This is a genomic window from Microvirga arabica (assembly GCF_016811235.1).
Classification (GTDB): domain Bacteria; phylum Pseudomonadota; class Alphaproteobacteria; order Rhizobiales; family Beijerinckiaceae; genus Microvirga; species Microvirga arabica.
Genome location: NZ_JAFBID010000006.1, coordinates 53164 through 73403, shown reverse-complemented (window position 1 = coordinate 73403; position 20240 = coordinate 53164). Strand labels below are relative to the sequence as shown.

16 protein-coding genes are annotated in these 20240 nt (G+C 63.7%); 5 read left to right on the top strand and 11 right to left on the bottom strand.

Annotation, left to right across the window (positions count from 1 at the left end):
* Positions 1-15 precede the first annotated feature (15 nt).
* On the top strand, positions 16-2352 hold the full coding sequence (locus JQC81_RS04980) for a heparinase II/III domain-containing protein (RefSeq protein WP_203270680.1): 2337 nt from the start codon (positions 16-18) through the stop codon (positions 2350-2352).
* Between the two features lie 95 nt (positions 2353-2447).
* Positions 2448-3158 carry a PRC-barrel domain-containing protein gene (locus JQC81_RS04975; protein ID WP_203270678.1) on the top strand — a complete coding sequence of 237 codons (711 nt, stop codon included), beginning with the start codon at positions 2448-2450 and terminating at the stop codon, positions 3156-3158.
* A 42-nt stretch (positions 3159-3200) separates the two neighbouring features.
* On the opposite strand, the gene JQC81_RS04970 is transcribed toward JQC81_RS04975, so the two are convergent.
* Positions 3201-5216, bottom strand: coding sequence for a sensor histidine kinase (locus JQC81_RS04970; protein WP_203270676.1), 2016 nt, complete (start codon positions 5214-5216; stop codon positions 3201-3203).
* Between the two features lie 114 nt (positions 5217-5330).
* Between JQC81_RS04970 and JQC81_RS04965 the strand changes: the two genes are divergently transcribed.
* Positions 5331-6113 (top strand): hydroxypyruvate isomerase family protein, encoded by a 783-nt coding sequence (locus JQC81_RS04965; RefSeq protein WP_203270674.1) that lies wholly within the window; start codon positions 5331-5333, stop codon positions 6111-6113.
* Between the two features lie 12 nt (positions 6114-6125).
* Here the strand turns inward: JQC81_RS04965 and JQC81_RS04960 are convergent, their stop codons facing one another.
* The 6 genes from JQC81_RS04960 to JQC81_RS04935 all read right to left on the bottom strand — a co-directional run bounded on the left by JQC81_RS04960 (position 6126) and on the right by JQC81_RS04935 (position 10997).
* Positions 6126-6476: a cupin domain-containing protein gene (locus tag JQC81_RS04960; RefSeq protein ID WP_203270672.1), complete on the bottom strand. Its 351-nt coding sequence runs from the start codon at positions 6474-6476 to the stop codon at positions 6126-6128.
* Between the two features lie 17 nt (positions 6477-6493).
* Entirely contained in the window at positions 6494-7252 is a 759-nt protein-coding gene (gene kduD, locus JQC81_RS04955; RefSeq protein WP_203270670.1) for a 2-dehydro-3-deoxy-D-gluconate 5-dehydrogenase KduD, read from the bottom strand.
* 11 nt (positions 7253-7263) lie between these two features.
* Positions 7264-8100, bottom strand: coding sequence for a 5-dehydro-4-deoxy-D-glucuronate isomerase (gene kduI / locus JQC81_RS04950; protein WP_203270668.1), 837 nt, complete (start codon positions 8098-8100; stop codon positions 7264-7266).
* Between the two features lie 23 nt (positions 8101-8123).
* The gene (locus JQC81_RS04945; protein WP_203270666.1) at positions 8124-9404 is read right to left on the bottom strand and encodes a TRAP transporter large permease; all 1281 of its coding nucleotides are present in this window, start codon (positions 9402-9404) and stop codon (positions 8124-8126) included.
* A gap of 4 nt (positions 9405-9408) precedes the next feature.
* Positions 9409-9948: a TRAP transporter small permease gene (locus JQC81_RS04940; RefSeq protein ID WP_203270664.1), complete on the bottom strand. Its 540-nt coding sequence runs from the start codon at positions 9946-9948 to the stop codon at positions 9409-9411.
* 68 nt (positions 9949-10016) lie between these two features.
* Positions 10017-10997, bottom strand: coding sequence for a TRAP transporter substrate-binding protein (locus JQC81_RS04935; RefSeq protein WP_203270662.1), 981 nt, complete (start codon positions 10995-10997; stop codon positions 10017-10019).
* Between the two features lie 184 nt (positions 10998-11181).
* On the opposite strand from JQC81_RS04935, the gene JQC81_RS04930 reads away from it, so the two are divergent.
* Both JQC81_RS04930 and JQC81_RS04925 read left to right on the top strand, forming a co-directional pair.
* A complete protein-coding gene (locus JQC81_RS04930) occupies positions 11182-11874 on the top strand; it encodes a GntR family transcriptional regulator (protein ID WP_203270660.1) in 693 nt (230 codons plus the stop codon).
* Between the two features lie 103 nt (positions 11875-11977).
* Complete coding sequence (locus JQC81_RS04925) at positions 11978-13033, top strand: MBL fold metallo-hydrolase (protein ID WP_203270783.1); 1056 nt, start codon at positions 11978-11980, stop codon at positions 13031-13033.
* 21 nt (positions 13034-13054) lie between these two features.
* Here JQC81_RS04925 and JQC81_RS04920 read toward each other — a convergent pair whose 3' ends face one another.
* The 4 genes from JQC81_RS04920 to JQC81_RS04905 all read right to left on the bottom strand — a co-directional run bounded on the left by JQC81_RS04920 (position 13055) and on the right by JQC81_RS04905 (position 20240).
* The gene (locus JQC81_RS04920) at positions 13055-15292 is read right to left on the bottom strand and encodes a xanthine dehydrogenase family protein molybdopterin-binding subunit (protein ID WP_203270649.1); all 2238 of its coding nucleotides are present in this window, start codon (positions 15290-15292) and stop codon (positions 13055-13057) included.
* 11 nt (positions 15293-15303) lie between these two features.
* Positions 15304-16320: an FAD binding domain-containing protein gene (locus tag JQC81_RS04915; RefSeq protein ID WP_203270647.1), complete on the bottom strand. Its 1017-nt coding sequence runs from the start codon at positions 16318-16320 to the stop codon at positions 15304-15306.
* Complete coding sequence (locus JQC81_RS04910) at positions 16317-16832, bottom strand: (2Fe-2S)-binding protein (RefSeq protein WP_203270645.1); 516 nt, start codon at positions 16830-16832, stop codon at positions 16317-16319. Before JQC81_RS04910 ends, JQC81_RS04915 begins: the two co-directional genes overlap by 4 nt.
* Positions 16833-17315: 483 nt before the next feature.
* A complete protein-coding gene (locus JQC81_RS04905) occupies positions 17316-20240 on the bottom strand; it encodes an Ig-like domain-containing protein (RefSeq protein ID WP_203270643.1) in 2925 nt (974 codons plus the stop codon).

Here is a 20240-nt window from a genome sequence, read left to right as displayed (position 1 = left end):
ATTGGATCCGCCCCCATGTCGACCAGCGTCTCCCCGCATTCCGCCGTCAAGCAGACCATCCTCGACCAGCCGAAGGCCGGTACGCTGACGGTGAAGTACACGCCGGATGCCGAAGAGGTCTATGAGAATCCGCCGCGGTTCGTATGGCTTCCGACTCTGGACGAGGGATCACACTACGTTCTGAAAGTAACAGAGGGCGGCAGCGTGAACGGCAAGCCCCTCTTCATCTACGAGAACCTGCCGAGAAACTTTTTCACGCCGGATCACGCCTATGCTCCGGGCGAATATTCATGGGCTTATGCCGTTTGGGATCCCGACGAGAGCGCTCCTGCGAGCGCCTGGAGCGAGAGCCGCTGCTTCACTGTGCCAACAGGCTTGGATCCGGTGCCGCTCCCGTCCGGCATGGCCCGGGCCAAGGCCGCCCTTCTGTCCCATCCGCGGCTCTGGCTGAATCAGGATAAGGCCCGCGCCTTCGCCGCGGCTCTGAAGGATAATCCGGACCATTGCGGCTTCCGGAATTTCTACGAACGATCCGTCAAGACATGGATCGACAGGCCGATCATCGCCGAGCCCGCCCCCTATCCCAACAACAAACGGGTCGCCTCCCTGTGGCGGCAGATGTACATCGATTGCCAGGAGGTGATCTACGCCATACGGCACTTGGCGATCGCTGGTCGCCTGCTGGAAGATGAGGAACTTCTCGTGCGGGCGAAGGAATGGCTTCTCGCTGTCGCCGATTGGGATGTGCTCGGCCCGACATCGCGTGCCTACAACGACGAGGCTGCCTTTCGCGTGGCGAGCGCCCTCGCCTGGGGTTACGATTGGCTTTATGGTTGTCTTGATGCGCAGGAGCGGACGATCGTCCGGGCGGCCCTCCTCGCGAGGACCCGGGAAATCGCCGATCATGTCATCGGCCATGCCCGCATCCACATCTTTCCTTATGACAGTCACGCGGTGCGGGCCCTGTCGGCCGTGCTGACGCCCTGCTGCATCGCTCTGCTGGACGATGAAGATAAGGAGGTTCGCGACTGGCTCGATTACACGGTCGAGTATCTGTTCAGCATCTACTCGCCGTGGGGCGCCAAGGATGGCGGCTGGGCGGAAGGGCCGCATTACTGGACCACCGGCATGGCTTATCTGCTGGAAGCCGCCGGTCTCATCCGCAACTACTACGGAGTTGACGTTCTCCAACGACCCTTTTTCCAGGCCACCGGCAACTTCCCCCTCTACACCAAGGCGCCAGGGGTGCGCCGCACCTGCTTCGGCGATGATTCCACCATGGGTGATCCGCCAAGCCTCAAGACCGGCTACAACATGCGCCAGTTCGCTGGAGCAACGGGCAACGGGCATTACCAGTGGTATTTCGAGCAGGTAAGGCGCGACGATCCAGGCACCGAAGATCTGTTTTACAATTACGGCTGGTGGGACTTCGCCTTCGAGGATCTGCAATACGCCCATGACCTCATAGCAGTCGAGGCTAAACCACCAACGGATCTCGCGCTGCTGCATGTCTTCCACGATGTCGGCTGGGTTGCGCTTCAGAAAGACATGAGCGATCCGGCACGTCACATCCAGTTTGTGTTCAAGAGCAGTCCCTATGGCTCCCTGAGCCATAGCCATGGTGACCAGAATGCGTTCCTGTTGCGCGCCTTTGGCGAGGACCTGGCCATCCAGGGCGGCTATTATGTGGCGTTTAATTCCTCTATGCACCGCCTGTGGCGCCGTCAGACGCGCTCAAAGAATGCCATCCTGATCGGCGGCAAAGGCCAGTACGCGGAGCGCGACAAGGCCCTGGGCAAAGCAGCCTCAGGCAAACTTCTCGCCGTGAAGCAGGATGCCACGAGCATCTTCATGAGCGGGGACGCCACCGCCGCCTACCGGTCCCTCAATCCCGGAGTGAGGCTGGCACAACGCGACGTGCATTTCGTGCGTGAACGCTACTTTGTGATCGTCGACCGGGTCTCGCTCGCCGAGCCGGAGCCGATCACGTTCCTGTTCCACACCGAGAACAGAATGGAGATCGGTGGCCAGACCTTCCGGGTGACTGGCAAGCAGGCAGGCCTCTACGGCCACTTCGTCTTCAGCAGCGCGGGCAAGCCCGTTCTCCGGCAGCATCAAGGCTTTCTGGATGTCGATCCGGCGGAGATCGAGGGCCTTCCGCTGCAATGGCATCTTGCCGCCGAAGTACCCGCTGCCCGACAGCACAACCTGGTGACTCTCCTCGTTCCTTATCCTCTCCATGAGCCGTCACGTGTCCTGCATTTCATTGACGATCAGGGCTTCAGCACGGACCTCTATTTTGTCGATGAGAACGATCAGGAGTTCTCGGTGGTGCTGCCAAAGGAGTTCTGAAGGCGCAACAGGTCCTGGATTCTGTCAGAACCTTGTCCGCCCTCATCCGTTCCTCTTGTGAGCGTCGCAAGACGCCCTGCTCAAAGGAGGAATAGATGCTGAGGATGCAGCTTACGGCAGGCCTTGCCGCAACCGCATTGTTGACCGGATCGGCCCTGGCCCAGACGACGGCGCCCACTCAGCCCGCCGGACCCGGCCAAGTCATGACTCAGATGCCCGCTGACCTGATGCGCGGCTCGCAGCTGATGGGCATCGACGTTTATGGGGCAGATAACCAGAAGATCGGCGACATCGACGAGGTTCTGGTGGACCGCCAAGGCAAGATCCACGGTCTCGTCGTGGGAGTTGGCGGTTTCCTGGGCATTGGCCGGAAGGACGTGGCCATTCCGTTCGATCAGGTGCAGTGGATGTCGGACCAGGAGGTTCAGGCCTCCGCCAGTGCGGGTCAGCGTGGCACGAACACGGCCGACACGACCGTGCCGAGCACCGCAACCGGTGGAGCGGGCCAGCCGGCCACCACCGGCAGCACAGCCGCAGGCACCACCGGCTCCCCCGGAGCGGCCGGAACCCTGGGCGGTGCGGGAACAGGAGGAACGACTGCCGGAGCCGGCACGGCGGCTTCCGGAAGCGACCCCAATACTCCTGCTCGCGCCATGGTGAAAATGACCAAGGCCGACCTGCAGAACGCACCCGAGTTCCGCTACAGTACGGATGCCAGCCGCGCAGGTTCCGCAGGCAATACCAATCCGCCTCCGCAGACCGTGAACACACCCGGCAACGTCCCGGCGAACACGCCGCGGCAGTAGCCTTCGAGCATTGACGAAGGCGGGCGGCCTGCACCTCTGTGCTCAGGCCGCCTGCTGACTGGCTGATCCGACCGGAACAGCAATCCTGCAGCACATTCCTTCACGCTCGAACCTGACGTCCAGTTCGCCTGCGAGTTCCTGAATGATCGTCTGCCGCAGCAGACGCGAGCCAAATCCGGAATTCGGCTGACCTTCAAGCAGGGGGCCGCCCCTCTCGTACCATTCGATGGCAAGAACGACCTCACCTCTCGCTTCACCCATTGTCCAATCCACCTGCACCTGACCGGCTGCCTGAGACAGGGCCCCGTGCTTGACGGCGTTGGTGGCAAGTTCGTGAATGGCCATGCCCAGCACGACCGCCGTTTTCGGGGAAAGCTGCACCTCCGGCCCATGGAGCCGGATGCGCGAGGGAGCCGTTGCGTAAGGCTGGAGCTCAGTTTCCAGGATTGTCCTGAAGGATGCTCCTTCCCAGTGCGTCTCATTGAGGAGGTTGTGTGTGCGAGAGAGTGCCAGCAGGCGCTCCTGAAAACGCTGCTGCGCCACCTCAGGTGGCACGCCCGGACGAGCCGCCTGCCAGGCCAACGACTGAACGGTTGCAAGCGTGTTCTTCACCCGGTGATTCAGTTCGTCGATCAGGAGCCTCTGGCGCCGGTCGGCCTCGCGGCGTTCCGTGATGTCCTCGACCACCCGCACCGCATAGAGAAACTCTCCGCCGGCATCCCGGACTGCCGTGCTGGTCACACGGGCCCAGCCGCCCATGCCGTTCTTGCGGCGGAACTTGCTGTCGGTCGTATAGGCATCGAGTTCCCCCGCCACCTGCCGCCTGAACAGGTCTAGATCCTGTTCGAGCGTCGAGGAATCGGCCGCGTGGCCGAAGTGCAGGCCGATCAGCTCTTCAAGAGAGTGGCCGGTCAGCCTGCAGCGTGCCTCGTTGACCGAAATGAACCGCCCTTCCCGGTCCACCTCGGCGATGCCCACCGCGGCATTGTTCTGGGTGGCGCGCAGGCGGGCCTCGCTCTGAGCCAGCGCAGCCTCCCTGCTGCGCAACTCTGCCGAAGCGCCTGCCAGGGCCTCGCCGACCCGGTCGATCTCCATCAGTCCTGTCGATCCCACGGCAATCGGCTCGCCGCGGCCGAGGCGCTGCGCCAGGCCGGCCAATCCCTGGACAGGCTCGGCGATGCGCTTGCCGAACCCGCGGGCAAGGAGGAAGGAGAGCACGAGCAAACTGATCCCAAGCCCGAACATGGTCCAGAGGGAGCGGTGCAGGGGGGCTTGGACGATCTCGGCGGGAACACCCACGAAGGTCGTCCAGTTTGACAGCTCGGAACGGGCATAGGCTCCGAGAACTTCGGTTCCCTCGAGATTGCGTCCTTCCCAGATGCCGTCGGTATCGCGCGCTGCCTGGAGGAACTCGTCAGGGGCAGGCGTTCCAACAAACGCCTCGTGCCGGCGGGAACGGGCCACCACGCGGTCCGCCCTGTCGATGATTGTGGCAACCCATTGGCCAGGAAGGCCCTCGGCCTGCAGAACATCCGCAAGCCGCCGGGGTTCGACGGCCATGGACAGGACGTGGGTGACCGTATCGTCCCTGAGAACAGGAACCCTGACGCTGATGATCGACCGCCCGGCCGTTGCGCCGGTGAAGATGTCCTGGACCACGGGACGCTTGGTTGCGATCACCTGCTGGTCGATCGGGAGGTTGGCCCCCTTCGGCAGAGGCGAGCCCCAGGGCAGGCGCGTGTTGGCAACCTGCTGGCCCATGGTGTCGCGAACCACGATGGCATAGTCGTCCGGCTTTGTCCGCGACCAGGATTGGAGGGTCAACTGGGCCTGACGCTGGAACGCCTCGAAATTGCCTTCGAGCAGGGTCGAGGAGGTTGCAAGAGCCTGAGCGGCGGCTTGAATCCCGACGAGTTCGCGGTCGACCGAAGCCATGATGCGCTGGGCGGTGCCGAGGGTCTCCTCCTCATAGTGATGGCGCTCCGCGCTCGCATAGCGCCACAGCAGGATGGCCGCGAAGACAAGGCCCGGCAGCACGAGGGCGGCGCCGAAAGCCATCAAGCACTGGCGAATGGTGTAGCTTCGCGACGAGACCATACGAACTAAATACCGCTTCCCGAATGCAAGTCGAGTGACTAGCCTGAGATCCTAAAGATCTTGGCAGAAAGAGCCATGCCCCGTTTCTCGGCCAATCTCGGTTTTCTCTTCTCCGACCGCCCTGAGATCGAGCGGGTCGCCGCTGCGGCCTCCTGCGGCTTCAAGGCGGTCGAGATGCATTGGCCCTATCACGTACCCGCCCTCGACATGCGGGAGGCGCTGGCAGCCCACAAGCTCACCATGCTCGGCCTGAACATGCCGGTCGGCAATGCCCCTGCAGGCGATTTTGGATTGGCCGCCTTACCAAGCCGGCAGAACGAGTTCCAGAATGCGCTTGTTCAGGCGCTATCCTACGGTAGCACGATCCGGGCCTCGGCGATCCATTGCCTTGCCGGGATTGTCTCCCCCGATGATCGGGCGGCGGCCGAGCGCACATTCATTGCCAACCTGCAGATGGCGGCTGACAGGGCCGGCGAGGCCGACATGACGATCCTGATCGAACCGATGAACCGTCGCGACAGGCCGGGATACTTTCTCCAGCACGTGGAGCAGGCGGCTGCCAACATCGGACAGGCGGAGCGTCGCAACATCAGGCTCATGTTCGACTGCTACCACGTGGAGATCACGCAGGGCGATCTGATCACGCGGATCAAGACCCACCTGGACCTCATCGGCCATGTGCAGATTGCCGCAGTGCCGAGCCGCGCCGAGCCTGACGAGGGCGAGGTGAACTACCGGGAGATTTTCCAAACCCTCGACAGCCTAGGATACCAGGGCTGGATCGGTGCCGAGTACAAGCCACGCGGGCGCACCGAGGACGGGTTGGGTTGGCTTTCCGAACTATCCGGAAGGCCGTGAGAATGCCCTTCCTCAGGCGCCCGCTGCGACGAAATCCTCTCGCATCGGGGTGAAGACATCGAGGAGAACGCCGGCTTCTATGGCAACCGCGCCATGCACGGCATTCGGCGGGACAAGGAAGCTGTCTCCCTGCCTCAGCCGCTCGGTGCGGCCGTCGATGGTCACGTCGAAGACGCCCTGCTCGACCAGACTGCACTGGATGTGCGGATGCGAATGGGGGACGCCGACGGCTCCCGCCTCAAACGCCACACGCACCATCATCACGCCCGTGTCGTAGGTCAGCACCTTGCGACGGATGCCCTCGCCGGCCGCCTCCCAGGCGGTGTCACGGTCGAAAGCGAAGGCCAAACCTTTGCGAGTCATGATCGTCTCCAAATGAATTATCGGGCAAGCCATCCGCCGTCGACGGGCAGGACGATGCCGTGGATGTAGTTTGCTGCAGGCGAGGCCAGGAACACCGCGGCGCCGCCGAGATCCGATGGATTACCCCAGCGTCCCGCCGGGATCCGCCCGAGAATTTCGCTGCTCCGTTTCGGATCGCTGCGCAGAGCCTCGGTATTGTTGGTGACGAAGTAGCCCGGCGCGATGGCGTTGACGTTGATGCCCTTCGCCGCCCATTCGCAGGCCAGCAGCCGCGTGAGTCCGGCAAGCCCGCTCTTGCTCGCCGTGTAGGAGGGAATCCGAATCCCGCCTTGGAAGGACAGGAGCGACGCGATGTTGATGATCTTGCCGCCTTGCTCATCGGCTATCATCGTGCGCGCCACGGCCTGGGACAGGAAGAAGGTCGACTTGAGGTTGACGTTCATCACGTCGTCCCAATCCTTCTCCGTGAAGTCGATGGCGTCGGCCCGACGGATGATGCCGGCGTTGTTGACCAGAATACCAATCCGGCCGGTCAGTGTGACGGCCTCCGCAACGATGCGCTCGATGGGCTCCAGGGAGGACAGATCCGCCTGCACGCTGTGGAACGCGGCGCCCGCTTCGCGGCACAGGCGCTCCGTCTCGTCCATGCTCGAGCGACCGACCGCCACAATGGAGGCGCCGGCTTGAGCCAGCGCCACCGCGATGCCCTGACCGAGGCCCGTGTTGGCCCCGGTCACGAGAGCGGTCTTGCCCGCCAGATCGAAGGAGAACGTCATCGCCATCCTCCTCAGCGCAGGGCGTCCATGGGCACCATGTCCATGTCGGTGAAGTCCTGGTTGTCGCCGCCCATGGCCCACACGAAGGTGTAGTTGCTGGTCCCGACGCCGGAATGGATCGACCAGCCCGGCGAGAGGATGGCCTGCTCGTTCGACACCACAAGATGCTTGGTCTCGTCAGGCTCGCCCATGAAGTGGAACACGCGGGTGTCGGGCTGCATGTCGAAATAGACATAGACCTCGGAGCGGCGGTCGTGGACGTGAGCCGGCATGGTGTTCCACATGCTGCCGGGCTTGAGCTGCGTCATGCCGAGGACGAGCTGAGCCGAACGGCAGACCTCCGGATGAATCATCTGGAAGATGGTGCGGACATTGCCGTTCGCCGCGTCGCCGAGATCCACGCGGCGGGCGCGGTCGAGGCCGATCTTCACCGTCTCGAAGCGCGCATGCGCCGGGGTGCTGACGAGATAGAACTTGGCCGGGGTCGCGGCATCCAGGCTCTCAAAGCGGACGTCCTTGGTGCCCATGGCGATGTAGAGAGCATCGCGGGGCGCGAGATCGTGAACGGCCCTGTCCGTATGGACGCGGCCCGCACCACCGAGGTTCACGACGCCGAGTTCGCGCCGGTCGAGGAAGTTGGGAGAGCCGATCTGCTTGTGCGATTCCAGCTTGATGGCCCCAGAGGTCGGGGTCGCGCCGCCGACCACGAGGCGATCGATATGGCTGTAGGTCAGCTTCACTTCACCCGGAACGAAGAGCGTCTCGATCAGGAAGTGGCGGCGCAGCTCGGCGGCACTGAAGTGGCGCACGGCCTCGGGATGGCATACCTGCCGGATTTCGATGGTCATCATTGCCTCTTTCAGTAGCTGGATCAGCGGAACAGGGCCGGCAGCCAGAGCGACAGCCCGGGAATGTAGGTGACGAGGAGCAGCACCAGGACGCTTGCGCCCAGGAACGGCCAGATGGTCTTCATGGCCTCGCCGATGGAGATCTTGCCGACCGCGCAACCGACGAAGAGGACGGAGCCCACTGGCGGCGTGTTGAGGCCGATACCGGCGTTGAGGATCAGGATCACGCCGAAATGGACCGGGTCGATGCCGAACGCCTTGATCACGGGCAGGAAGATCGGCGTGCAGATGATGATCAGCGGCGCCATGTCCATGAAGGTGCCGAGCACCAGCAGGATGACGTTGATCAGGAGAAGGACGACGATGGGATTGTCGGACAGTGCCTTCATGAGGGAGATCGTCGCCTGCGGCACCTGCAGGAAGGCCATGAGCCAGCCGAAGGCGCTGGCCGCGCCGATGACCAGCAGGACCATGGCCGTGGTGCGCACCGCCCCAAGGGTCGCCTCGACGAAGCCCTGCCAGTTCAGCTCGCGATAGACGAGGAGAGTAATGAGCAGGGCATAGACAACCGCGATGCACGAACTCTCCGCCGCCGTGAACACGCCCGACCGAACGCCGCCGAAGATGATGAAGATGAGCAGGAGGCCCGGCACGGCCGAAACGAAGAAATAGGCCAGCAGCCGAAATCCGGGGAACGGATCTGCCGGGTACCCGCGGCGCAGGGCGATAATATATGCCGTGATCATCAAGGCGACGGCGAGGAGGAATCCCGGAACGGTGCCGGCCGTGAACAGGTCCGCGACCGAAATCGTTCCACCTGCCGCGATCGAGTAGATGATCATGTTGTGCGAAGGCGGGATCAGAAGCGCGATGATCGCCGAGCTTACGGTGACATTGACGCTGTAGTCGCGTGCATAGCCCCGCCTCTCCATCTGCGGGATCATGATGCCGCCGATAGCCGAGGCATCGGCCACGGCCGATCCCGAGATGCCGCCGAACAGGGTGGAGGCCACGATGTTCACCTGACCCAGGCCGCCGCGCAGATGTCCGACGAAGCCGGCAGCGAGGCGAATGAGTCGGTCGGCGATGCCGCCCCGCATCATGAGGTCGCCGGCATAGATGAAGAACGGGATCGCCATCATGGCGAAGGCGTTCATGCCGGAATTGACCTGCTGGAACACAACGACAGGAGGAAGCCCCATGTAAAGGACGGTCGCCAGGGAGGCGATGCCGAGGCAGAATGCGACGGGCGTGCCAATCAGAAGCAGCAGCGTGAAGACGCCGAAGAGAACCCAGATTTCCATGAGGTCATTCCTTCACGGCAACGAGATGAGGCTCGCCCGGGCGGACCATCGGCGCCTCTTCCCCGGCCAGGAGAAGGCGAACGAGCTTTTCAAAGGAAAAAAGAGCAATCAACGCACCACCCACGGCGAGGGGCACATAATCGAGGCCCTGGGGGATGGGCAGACCCGGCATGGCGGCGGACCAGGTTTCCATGGCCAGCATCGTGCCGTACCACGCCATGGCTCCTCCGAAGATCATCACCAGCACCTCGGTGACGGCGAGCATGACCTGCCGCAGGCCGGAGGGCGCATGATGGAGGCCGATCTCGAAGCCGAGATGGTTGCCCTCCCGCACGCCGACGGCAGAGCCGAGAAGAATGAACCAGCTCATCAGCAGCAAAGACGCCGGCTCGGTCCAGCTCGGGGACTGGTTCAGCACATATCGTCCAAATACCTGCCAGGCGACGAAGGCCGTCATCAAAATGAGCCCGACTCCGGAAATCCAAAGCGCCGCGCGGTTCACGACAGCCAGGATTCGGGACAGCGCGGCAAGACCATCGCGCATCGATCAAGATCTCCAGCGGAAAAAGGGGCCGGCCGTAGCCGGCCCAGTTTGGTTCGGGAGGACCGAACTCAGTTCATCGCTTGGATGCGGGACACGAGGTCCTTCACCTTCGCGTCCTTGGCGTACTTCTCATAGACAGGCTTCATCGCATCGATGAAGGGCTGCTTGTCGACGTTGTTGATCTGGCTGCCGCCGGCCCGGATCTTCGCCTCGGCCTGCTTCTCGCGGGCCTCCCAGAGCTCACGCATCTTCGCGACCGATTCCTTGGCGGTTTCGCGCACCGCCTTCTGGTCCTCGGGCGAGAGCTTGTCGAAGCTCTTCTTCGACATCACCAGCACTTCCGGCGACATGGAATGCTCGGTCAGCGAGTAATACTTCGCCACCTCGGAGTGACGGAAGGAATCGTAGCTCGGCCAGTTGTTCTCGGCTCCATCGACCACGCCCGTCTGCAGGGCCGAGTAGACCTCTCCCGGAGGCATCGGGGTCGCGTTGGCTCCGAGCGCGTTGACCATATCGAGGAAGAGGTCGGACTGGATCACCCGAACTTTCATGCCCTTCAGGTCGGCCGGCGTGTTGATGGGGCGCTTGGAGTTGTAGAAGGACCGGGCGCCCGAGTCGTAGAAGGCCAGCGCCACGAGGCCATGAGGCTCGAACGCCTTCAGGATCTGGTCGCCGATGGGGCCGTCCATGGTCTTGCGCATATGGTCGACGGAACGGAAGATGAAGGGAAGGCCGGGCACCAGGGTCTCAGGGATCAGGTTGTTGAACGGACCCATATTGATCCGGTTCAGATCGATGACGCCGAAGCGGGTCTGCTCGATGGTGTCCTTTTCCTGGCCCAGCTGGGCAGAGTGGAAGACCTGCACCTTGTACCGGCCGTTGGTTTTCTTCTCCAGCAGGGAGCCGAAATGCTTGACGGCTTCGACGGTTGGGTATCCATCTGGATGGATGTCGGCCGAGCGTAGCGTGGTCTGGGCACTGGCGGTGCCGCTCAGCAATGCGGCGCACAGGCTGACGGCGGCAGCGGCGAATGTTCTTTTTGTCAGCATTCTCTTCCTCCTTTAGGCTTCCTCGGATGTACCTTTATTTCAGATCCGCCCTTCCGGACCAATCATTCTCGCTCCCAAGTGCCTCTCGCGCCTTGGTAGAGACCCGGCAGCCGTCTTTCGCGGCTTACTTGGTCGATGATTGTATGGTAGTATACACTAATATATCTCGCAACTCGCCAAAAGAATGAGATCCGTTGTGAACAGCCCCTTCTCCACCGGCCAAGGTTCTGCAGCCCAGCGCATCGAAAGCGAGTTGCGTCGCCTCATCATTGCCCTGGAGCTTCCGCCGGGCAGCCGGCTCTCAGAGCAGGATATCGCCGAGCGCCACGGCGTTTCCCGTCAGCCCGTCCGCGAGGCCCTGATCGGCCTGGCCAAGACCCGGCTGGTGGAAATCCAGCCCCAGCGCGGCACGACGGTGGTGAAGATCTCGGTTCGGAAGATGATGGAAGCACGCTTCGTCCGTGAGGCGATCGAGACGGCCGTGGTGCGCCGGGCCTGCTCATCGTTCGACACACAGAGCCGAGAAAGGATCGGCGACCTTCTGGAACTGCAGGACCAGGCGGCGCGCCGGGACGATCACGCGGCCTTTCAGCGCTACGATGAACTCTTCCACATCGCCCTTGCGGAAGGCGCCGGCTGTCCCCTCGCCTGGGAGGCGGTTCAGGACATCAAGGCGCATATGGACCGGGTATGCCAGCTCACCCTTCCGGGCCCGGAGGCGATGCTGCCCCTGATCGATCAGCACCGGGCCATCATGGCGGCGATCGACGCCCGCGACGAGGATGCGGCCGCAGACGCGATGCGCCGCCATCTCACGGAAATTCTGCGGGCCCTGCCCCGCGTCGAAGCGGAGCACCCGGAACTCTTCAGTGCATGATTGAGCAGGTCCAAGGGCAGACGATCTCTTCCTTGTGATTGTTCAAGCTCCGGCCAAGCCCTAAGCTCCCGCCACACTTTTATTGCCGCTGGAGCAGAATGTGCTGTCGCGCAGACAAGTCGTCTACCTGATCGGATCTCTCCCGTTCATCGGCAGCGCCGCGGGAGCAAAGGCCCAGGAGGGCGGCTTCTACTACCGCGGGCCGCCGAGCGATCACTTCGACGGACAGCGCTTCTTCAACCCCGGCGGAGAGCCCTCCCGCGGATTTGGCGACTTCCTGCGCTGGCGGCTCACCAAGAGCGCGGCGCCATGGCCGGAGCCCTACCCGAGCCCGTTCCAGGATACGCCCCCGGCTCGCGTCGGACGACGCGACCTGCGCATCAGCTTCGTCGGGCACGCGTCCTTCCTGATCCAGATCGCCGGCCACAACATTCTGACAGACCCGATCTGGTCCGAGCGCGCGAGCCCCGTGCCCTTCGCCGGACCGCGGCGCTACAACCCGCCGGGCGTCTCCTTCGATCAGCTGCCCCGGATCGATGCGGTGCTCATCTCGCACAACCATTACGACCACATGGATTTGCCCACGCTCGCGCGCCTGTGGCAGCGCGACCGCCCGAGAATCGTCGCGCCGCTCGGCAATGACGCCATCATCCGGGCGCATGATCCAGGTATCGCCGTCACGGCGGTGGATTGGGGGGACCGCCTCTCACTTAGCTCCGATCTCCAAGTGTTCGCCGAGCCGGCTCATCACTGGTCCGCCCGCGCAACGAACGACCGCAACCATGCGCTCTGGGCCTCCTTCATGCTGCGCGGCGGCGGCCGCTCCGTCTATTTCGGCGGCGATACGGGCTTTGGCGGCGGCAGGCATTTTCAGGGAATCGCCGCACGGCACGCCGGCCCGGATGTGGCCCTTCTGCCCATCGGCGCCTATGAGCCGCGCTGGTTCATGGCGCCGAACCACATGAACCCAGACGATGCGGTTCGCGCGTTCGGCATCCTCAGGGCCAGATCGGCCTTAGGCTATCACTGGGGAACGTTCAGGCTCACGGATGAAGGCGCCGATCAGCCGCCTCGGGACCTCGCCCGGGCCCTGCAGGCACGGAACATCCCTGCGCGCCGCTTCGCGGCCATGCGGCCAGGACAGGTGTGGACGGCCTGATCGGCAGTTCTGCCAGCGTCGTCATCCAAGGATCTTGTCCACGGTGATGGGGTATTCGCGGATCCGCTTGCCCGTGGCATGGAAGATTGCGTTTCCGATCGCCGCGGCCGTGCCGACGATGCCGATCTCGCCCAGTCCCTTGATCCCCATGGGATTGAGCTTGTCGTCATGCTCGGAGACGAAGATCACGTCGATGTCGTGAATGTCCGCATTCACGGGCACGTGGTACTCGGCCAGATTGTGGTTCATGAACCGTCCGAGGTTGTGATCGAGCAGCGACTCCTCTTCCAGAGCCATTCCGATCCCGAATACGATGCCGCCGATGATCTGGCTGCGCGCCGTCTTGGGATTGAGGATGGTGCCCGCGGCCACCGCATTGACGATTCTGGTCACCCGGACGATGCCGAGTTCCTCGTCCACTCTCACCTCGGCGAATATGGCGGAATGCGAATAGCCGGAATAGCGCAGGCTGGTCATCATGCCCGGAGCCGCCATCTCCTCCGCCTCGACCGTGTCGACGCCCTTCGCACGCATGATGTCGGTGAACGAGATCCCTGTCTCCGGATCGTTCGTCAGCACGATCCGCCCGTCCGCAAAGGAGACATGCTCGAGGCTTGCATTGGCCAATGGCGACCCGTCCATCTCACGGGCATACTTGAAGAGTGTCTCGCGCACGCTCCGGCAGGCGACCTGCACCGCGGTTCCGGCCGAGGCGGCCGTCCATGACCCGCCCTGAACGGGAGATTTCGGCAAGCTCGAGTCGCCGATCCGCGTTGTGACCTTGTTGATGGCCAACCCCAGCGTGTCGGCGGCAATCTGCGCCAGGATCGTATAGGTGCCCGTTCCGATATCCGACGTAGCGGTTGAGACATCAAGGTGGCCATCCGCGTGGAGCACCGCGCGAGCGGCCGTCTTCTGCATGAAGGCTTCCCAAACGCCGGTCGCCATGCCCCATCCGACGAGTTCCCGCCCCTCCCGCATGGAACGTGGCTGCGGATTGCGCGTGGACCAGCCGAAGCGCTCCGCGCCGAGCTGGTAGCAGGCTCTCAGTTCCTTGCTGGTGAAATCTCTTTTGTTGGCTTCATCGGCCTCGGTGTAGTTCCTGATCCGCAGCTCGACAGGGTCGATGCCGACAGCATATGCCAATTCGTCCATGGCCGTCTCGATGGCGGTGACGCCGGTCGCCGCGCCAGGCGCCCGCATGTCGCTCGGCGTATAGGTATCGACCTGAGCCAGTTTGTAGGTCAGCTTGACGTTGTCGCAATGGTAGAGAAGGTTCGACCAGTTGACGATGACCTCCTGGTAATCCTCAAAGGAAGAGGTCGTCTGGACGGCATCGTGCATGATGGACTGGAGAGTTCCATCAGGATTTGCACCCAGCGAAATGGTCTGGATGGCCTGCGGTCGATAGCCGAAGGTGAACATCTGATCGCGGGTCAGCACGACCCGGACCGAGCGCTTGAGCTCCAGGGCTGCCATGACAGCGAGAAAGAGCTGGTATTGCGGACGCAAGCCCGAGCCGAAGGCTCCGCCGACGAACGGCGACACGACGCGGACCTGATCGCTGGAGAGGCCGAATACGCTTGAGACGTAACGTTGGCTGTTCTGAACGCCTTGCGTCTTGTCGTGGATGGTAAGCTTGCCATCCTCCTCATAGACGACGGTGGAGGCATGGGGCTCCATCGGATTATGGTGCTCGATGGCAATCCGATACTCGCCATGAACCTTCACGGGCGCCTGCGCAAAAGCCTGATCGGCATCACCGCGCGGGCTCGGCGGCGGCGTGACGCCCGACCGCTTCTTGGGCGGCACATAGGCCTCGCTCCGCTTGATGTCGAGATCCGTCATATGAGTGTCGGTCTCGTACTCGACACGCACCAGGGAAGCCGCATGGGCCGCGATCTCGAACTCGTCCGCCACCACGAGAGCGATCGGTTGTCCGCTATAGACCACCTGTTCATCGTAAAGGGGACGGAAGGGAGAGCCGGGAGGAGCGACGTCGTCGCGATAGCTGCGATCGAACCATGCCGTGCGGGGCCGGTTCTCGTGCGTGAAGATCTGAACCACGCCCGGTATGGCCAACGCAGCCGAGGCATCGATCGACGTGATCCGCCCCTTGGCGATCGCGCTCGATATGACGATCCCGTAGGCGAGGTCCGGCACCTCGAATTCCGCCGCATAGCGCGCCTCGCCCGTGACCTTGGCGCGCCCGTCGACCCGGTTCTGCGGAGCGCCGACGTAACCTTGAGCTTTCAGCATCCGTCTCGTCCTTACCTGATGCGCTTGTCGGTCTGGGATTGCGGCGTTCCTGCAGCGGCCTGGGAGAGCGCGCGGACGATCCCGCGCCGGGCCAGATCAATCTTGAAGGCATTGTCCTCGAAGCCTTTGGCCTCGCGCAGGATGAAGTCTGCGACAGTCGCAAACCGCTCGGCACTGGCCGGATGCCCGCGCAGCATGGCCTCCGTATCCGGATCGCGCCACGGCTTGTGGGCAACGCCGCCGAGGGCGAGCCGCGCCTCGGCGATTGTGCTCCCATCCATGCGGAGTGCAGCCGCAACGGAGACCAGCGCGAAGGCGTACGAGAGGCGATCGCGAAGCTTCAGATAGGTGTAGTGGGACCCAAAATCCGCCGGCGGAAGCTCGACGGCCGTGATGATTTCCCCATGCTGCAGGGTGGTGTCGATCTCCGGCCTGTCGCCCGGCAGGCGATGGAACTCGGACATCGGGATCGTGCGCTCCCCATTGGGCCCCGCAACGTGGATGACAGCCTCCAGGGCCGCGAGAGCCACGCACATGTCGGAGGGATGCGTCGCGATGCAGTGATCACTCGTGCCCAGGATCGCATGGATGCGATTGCGCCCGAAGGTTGCCGGACAGCCCGTGCCGGGCTCGCGCTTGTTGCAGGGCGTGGCCGTATCGTAGAAGTAATAGCATCGGGTGCGCTGAAGAAGATTGCCGCCGGTCGTGGCCGCATTGCGCAATTGCGGCGAGGCACCGGCGAGGATCGCGCTGGCGAGCAGCGGATAGCGGCTCCGGACCCGGGCGTCGTGAGCCACCTCGTCGTTGGTGGTCATCGCGCCAAGGCGCAGCCCGCCACTCTCGGTTTCCTCAATGGTATTCAGGGGCAGTCGCGTGATGTCGATGAGACGGGTCGGACGCTCCACATTATACTTCATGAGATCGACGAGATTCGTGCCGCCGGCAATGAAGCGGGCGGACGCGTCGGCAGAGGCTGCTTTCACGGCTTCCTCCACACTGCCGGCTCGCAGGTAGGAAAACCGGTTCATCGCGCTGCCTCCGTGGTTGAACCCAGCACCTGCTCGATGGCGTCGACGATGTTGGTATAGGCGCCGCAGCGGCAGATATTACCGCTCATCCATTCGCAAATTTCGTTTCGAGTGCGCGCCCGGCCCTCCTGAATGAGAGCGACTCCGGAGCAGATCTGGCCTGAAGTGCAGTAGCCGCACTGAAATGCATCATGATCGATGAATGCCTGCTGCAGAGGATGCAGCTCTCCGTTTTTGGCAAGCCCCTCGATGGTCGTGACGCTCGCGCCGTCCTTCATCACAGCAAGCGCCATGCAGGAATTGATCCGCTTGCCATCGATCAGCACCGTGCAGGCGCCGCACTGCCCGTGATCGCAGCCCTTCTTAGTTCCCGTCAGGCCGAGATGATCGCGCAGGAGGTCGAGAAGGACTGTCCAGGGCAGGACCTCCACTGTCCTAGTCTGGCCGTTCACCGTGAGGGTGACCGGGATCCTTTCAAGCGCGGGGGATGAATGGTTCTGGCTTGCACTCAATCGGGACCTCCCTCGTCACGACAGAGACCGATGGCCCCACTAGAGGGCAATCAGGCTGAGGTGAAATCACCGCCGACATGACATCGGCACAGGGGGCACAGGGGGTGCATTGTTCGGCAGTGGACGTGATCCAACGGCCCAGATCAACCAGGGTTCCGGCACCCCCACAGGACAGGTGAGCCTTACCTATTCGAATGATCAAGCTCTGAGGCGGGAACGCATCGGGCGCCTGTGCTTTCCCAAAGGAGCAATCCACTGATGGAGCTCCCATGTCCGACACGCCAAAGCCTTCTGACCAGCCGCCCGACGTCCCAGGTCCCTTGCCGGAACTTCCTTCATTGGATCCTTTTGAGCCGCTAGAGGATGACAAGCCCGCCGACGAGCCGTCCCGTCCCGCGGACGTGCCCATCGTACAGCCAGGAACCCAGTGACAATGCTTCGGCAGGGCGGAGCCCGTGGAGGCTCCGTCCTGCCATGCAGTCGTCAGGACCAGCTCATCCGCGATGCATCGACCTGAAGATCGTCGATGGTCTGAGTATGGTCCGCAGCCGGCTGATCGAGCGTGGTCACGGGTTGAGACGCAGCCGCGGATTGATCGCTGTCGATCTGCTCCGTCCATGCGGCAGTCGCAGCGTGACTCATCTCGGCCTCGTCATCGGCCATCAGGAGCATGATATCCGAGCCGTCACTGTTCTGTGTTGACTCTGGAGCACTGAAGGCAAAGTTCTGCCCCTCCGGCTGAACGGGCTCTGCCTCGTCGATCACCACATCCACGGATTGCCGCGTCGTGGTGGCGCCGTCACTGTCGGACAATACAACGCCAATGCTGCGGGTGCCGGCCGCCAGGCCGGATCGAGCGTCGCTCTCGAGCATCAGGGACTGCAGCACCGCGGCGTAGGTTTCGGGTGAGGCATGGCCACTGAGCGTCAGCGTGCCCGTATCGTCGGCATAGCCCCCCCCCACGAGCTCAATGCCTGTGTCGCCGATCATCGTGCGTCCGTTCTCGCTGTGCAGGGTGAAGCCTTCGAGATCGAGCCTGTCACCGGGTTGTGCTCCGGAGAGCGTGATAACAGCGCCACCAAGTTGCGTGCTGTCGATATCCTCTGCATGAGCGGTGCCGATGGCTTCTGCCTGGTGGGCACCGGACTCCGTATGTTCCGCAGCGGTCAGGCTCAGCTCGGGCGCATCGTTCACTGAATCGATGATCACCGTGAACGACTTGCTGCTTGTAGCGGACACCCCGGTACTCGTCTCGGTGCTGGTCGCCTGAACCGTCAGGTTCAGCGTGCCGTTCCAGTCCGCCGGCGGCATCAGTTTGAGACCCGGCAGATCTCCGCTTGGCACGCGCCATTCGCCTCCACCCCGTGCGGTGCCGGCTGACAGCGTGAAGCCTTCGGGAATTCCGAGAATGCTTACGACCATGATCTCGGAGCCATCCGCGTCAATGAGGGCCGCCGAGAGATCAAGCGGGATGGCTGTGTCCTCCTGACCTGTCACGTTCTTTGCCTCGATACGCGGCGCATCGGCCACGGCTTCGACCTCCACCTTCAATGTGGTTTCAGTGGTGGCGACTTTGCCGTTGGAGGTTTCCCGCGCATGAGCCTGCACGGAGAGGGTTGCGGTGCCGCTCCATTCTGGTCCTGGGATCAGCTTCAGGCCGGTGAGTTGCGCTGGCGTGAGTGTCCAGGTGCCGTTGGCATTGTCGAGTCCAGCCGAGAGGCGGGCGCCTTGGGGCAGGTTGCCGATTATCACCGAAAGCACCTCGGAGCCATCCGCGTCTGTGAGGCTGGCCGAGATGTCCAGCGCCACCGGCGTGTCCTCCTGACCTGTGGCATCTCTGGCGCTCACCTGCGGGGCATCGGCCTCGGCCGTGACCGTCACTGCATGCGTGCCCGTCACCTCCCGGCTCACGCTGGTGCCGTTGCCCGTGTCGATCAGCGTCGCCCTCACCGTGAGGGTGAAGTCCGCATCCGAGTGCACGGCCGGATGCACAGATACCCGCCCCGCCTGCAGGTCGGCCGTGGACACCTGCCACACGCCTGGCGACAGCTCGGTGCCATGGCTCAGCCGGGCGCCGGACGGCACGCCCGACACTTGGGCAAACTCCGACCAGGTCTCCGACGGATCGGGCGTGGCAAAGACCGGCTGGAGCACGATGGCCGTGTCCTCCGCGCCCGTGCTCGCGCCCCCGATGGTGCCGGCATCCGCCACCGGGTCGAACCCCACCGTGAAGCTGGCCGACGTTCCGGCCTGCGAGCCGTTGCTGCCCTCGGTGGCAATCGCCGTCAGGGTGAGATTGTAGCTGCCGGAGAAGTGGGCCGGCGGCGTGAGCATCAGGCCCGTCAGCTCGGCCGGGGTGAGCCGCCAGGTGCCGTCCGGCTGGCGGGTGCCGGCGCTCAGGGTCGCGTCGGCCGGCACCCCGCTGAGCACGAAGCCGAGGCTCTCCGAGCCGTCCTGATCCCGCAGCGCGCCGCCCAGGCCGGCCAGGCTCACCGGCGTGTCCTCGGACCCGCGGGCGTCCATCACCGTGACGGTCGGGGCATCCGCCACCGCCTCCACCTGCACCCGGAAGGTGGTCTCCACCATGGCGCTGCCGCCCTGGCTCTCGTGGGCGGTGGCGCGCAGGGTGAGCTCGATGCGGCCGGAGAAGTGCTCGGGCGGGGTGAGGCTGAGCTGGGCCAAGTCGGAGGCCGGCACGCTCCAGGAGCCGTCGGGCTGCCGGGTGCCGTGGGAGAGCCTTGCCCCATCCGGCACGCCCAGGATGCTCACCGTCAGCTGCTCGGAGCCGTCCCGGTCCACAAGCGCCGCCGACAGGTCAAGCCGAATGGCCGTGTCCTCCTCACCGGTCACATCCCGCGAGCCGACCATAGCAGAATCAGCGACGATGTCGGCCGGCTCCTGTGGATCGGGCCTCTCGGTAGGGGGCGGCGTTAGGATGATTGCATCGTCAGGAATCTCAGCTTCGACCGGAGACGTCTCCCACGTGGGGGAGCCATCCAGTTCAGGTGCGGGGTAGCTCGACGATCGCGCTGCGGCGGCCCTGGACCCCACCAGAGGCATTGGCGCTGCGGACGACGAGAGTGCAAGATCGAACGGCACCTCATCCAGCATGAACGCCGGACCGGCCGGCGGTGCAAGGTCGAGGGGCCTCAGCGGCTCATCCTGCGGGGCGGGCGGCAGGTCGCTTTCCAGCGGGCTGATTTCATGAGGCCTGACAGCGATGGCGCCGGAAGGTCCGCCTCGCACCATGCCGAAGGCGGCCACCGCCTCCGTTCCGCCCACCAGATTTCCGCTGGTGCTTGCATCACCCATCGGGAGGCTTCGCTGAACTGCCCGCAGAGCGCGCAGGGCCTCCTCGTCAACCACGCTGGCATCGAACGGGATGGTCAGATCGGGTTGCTGGCTCAT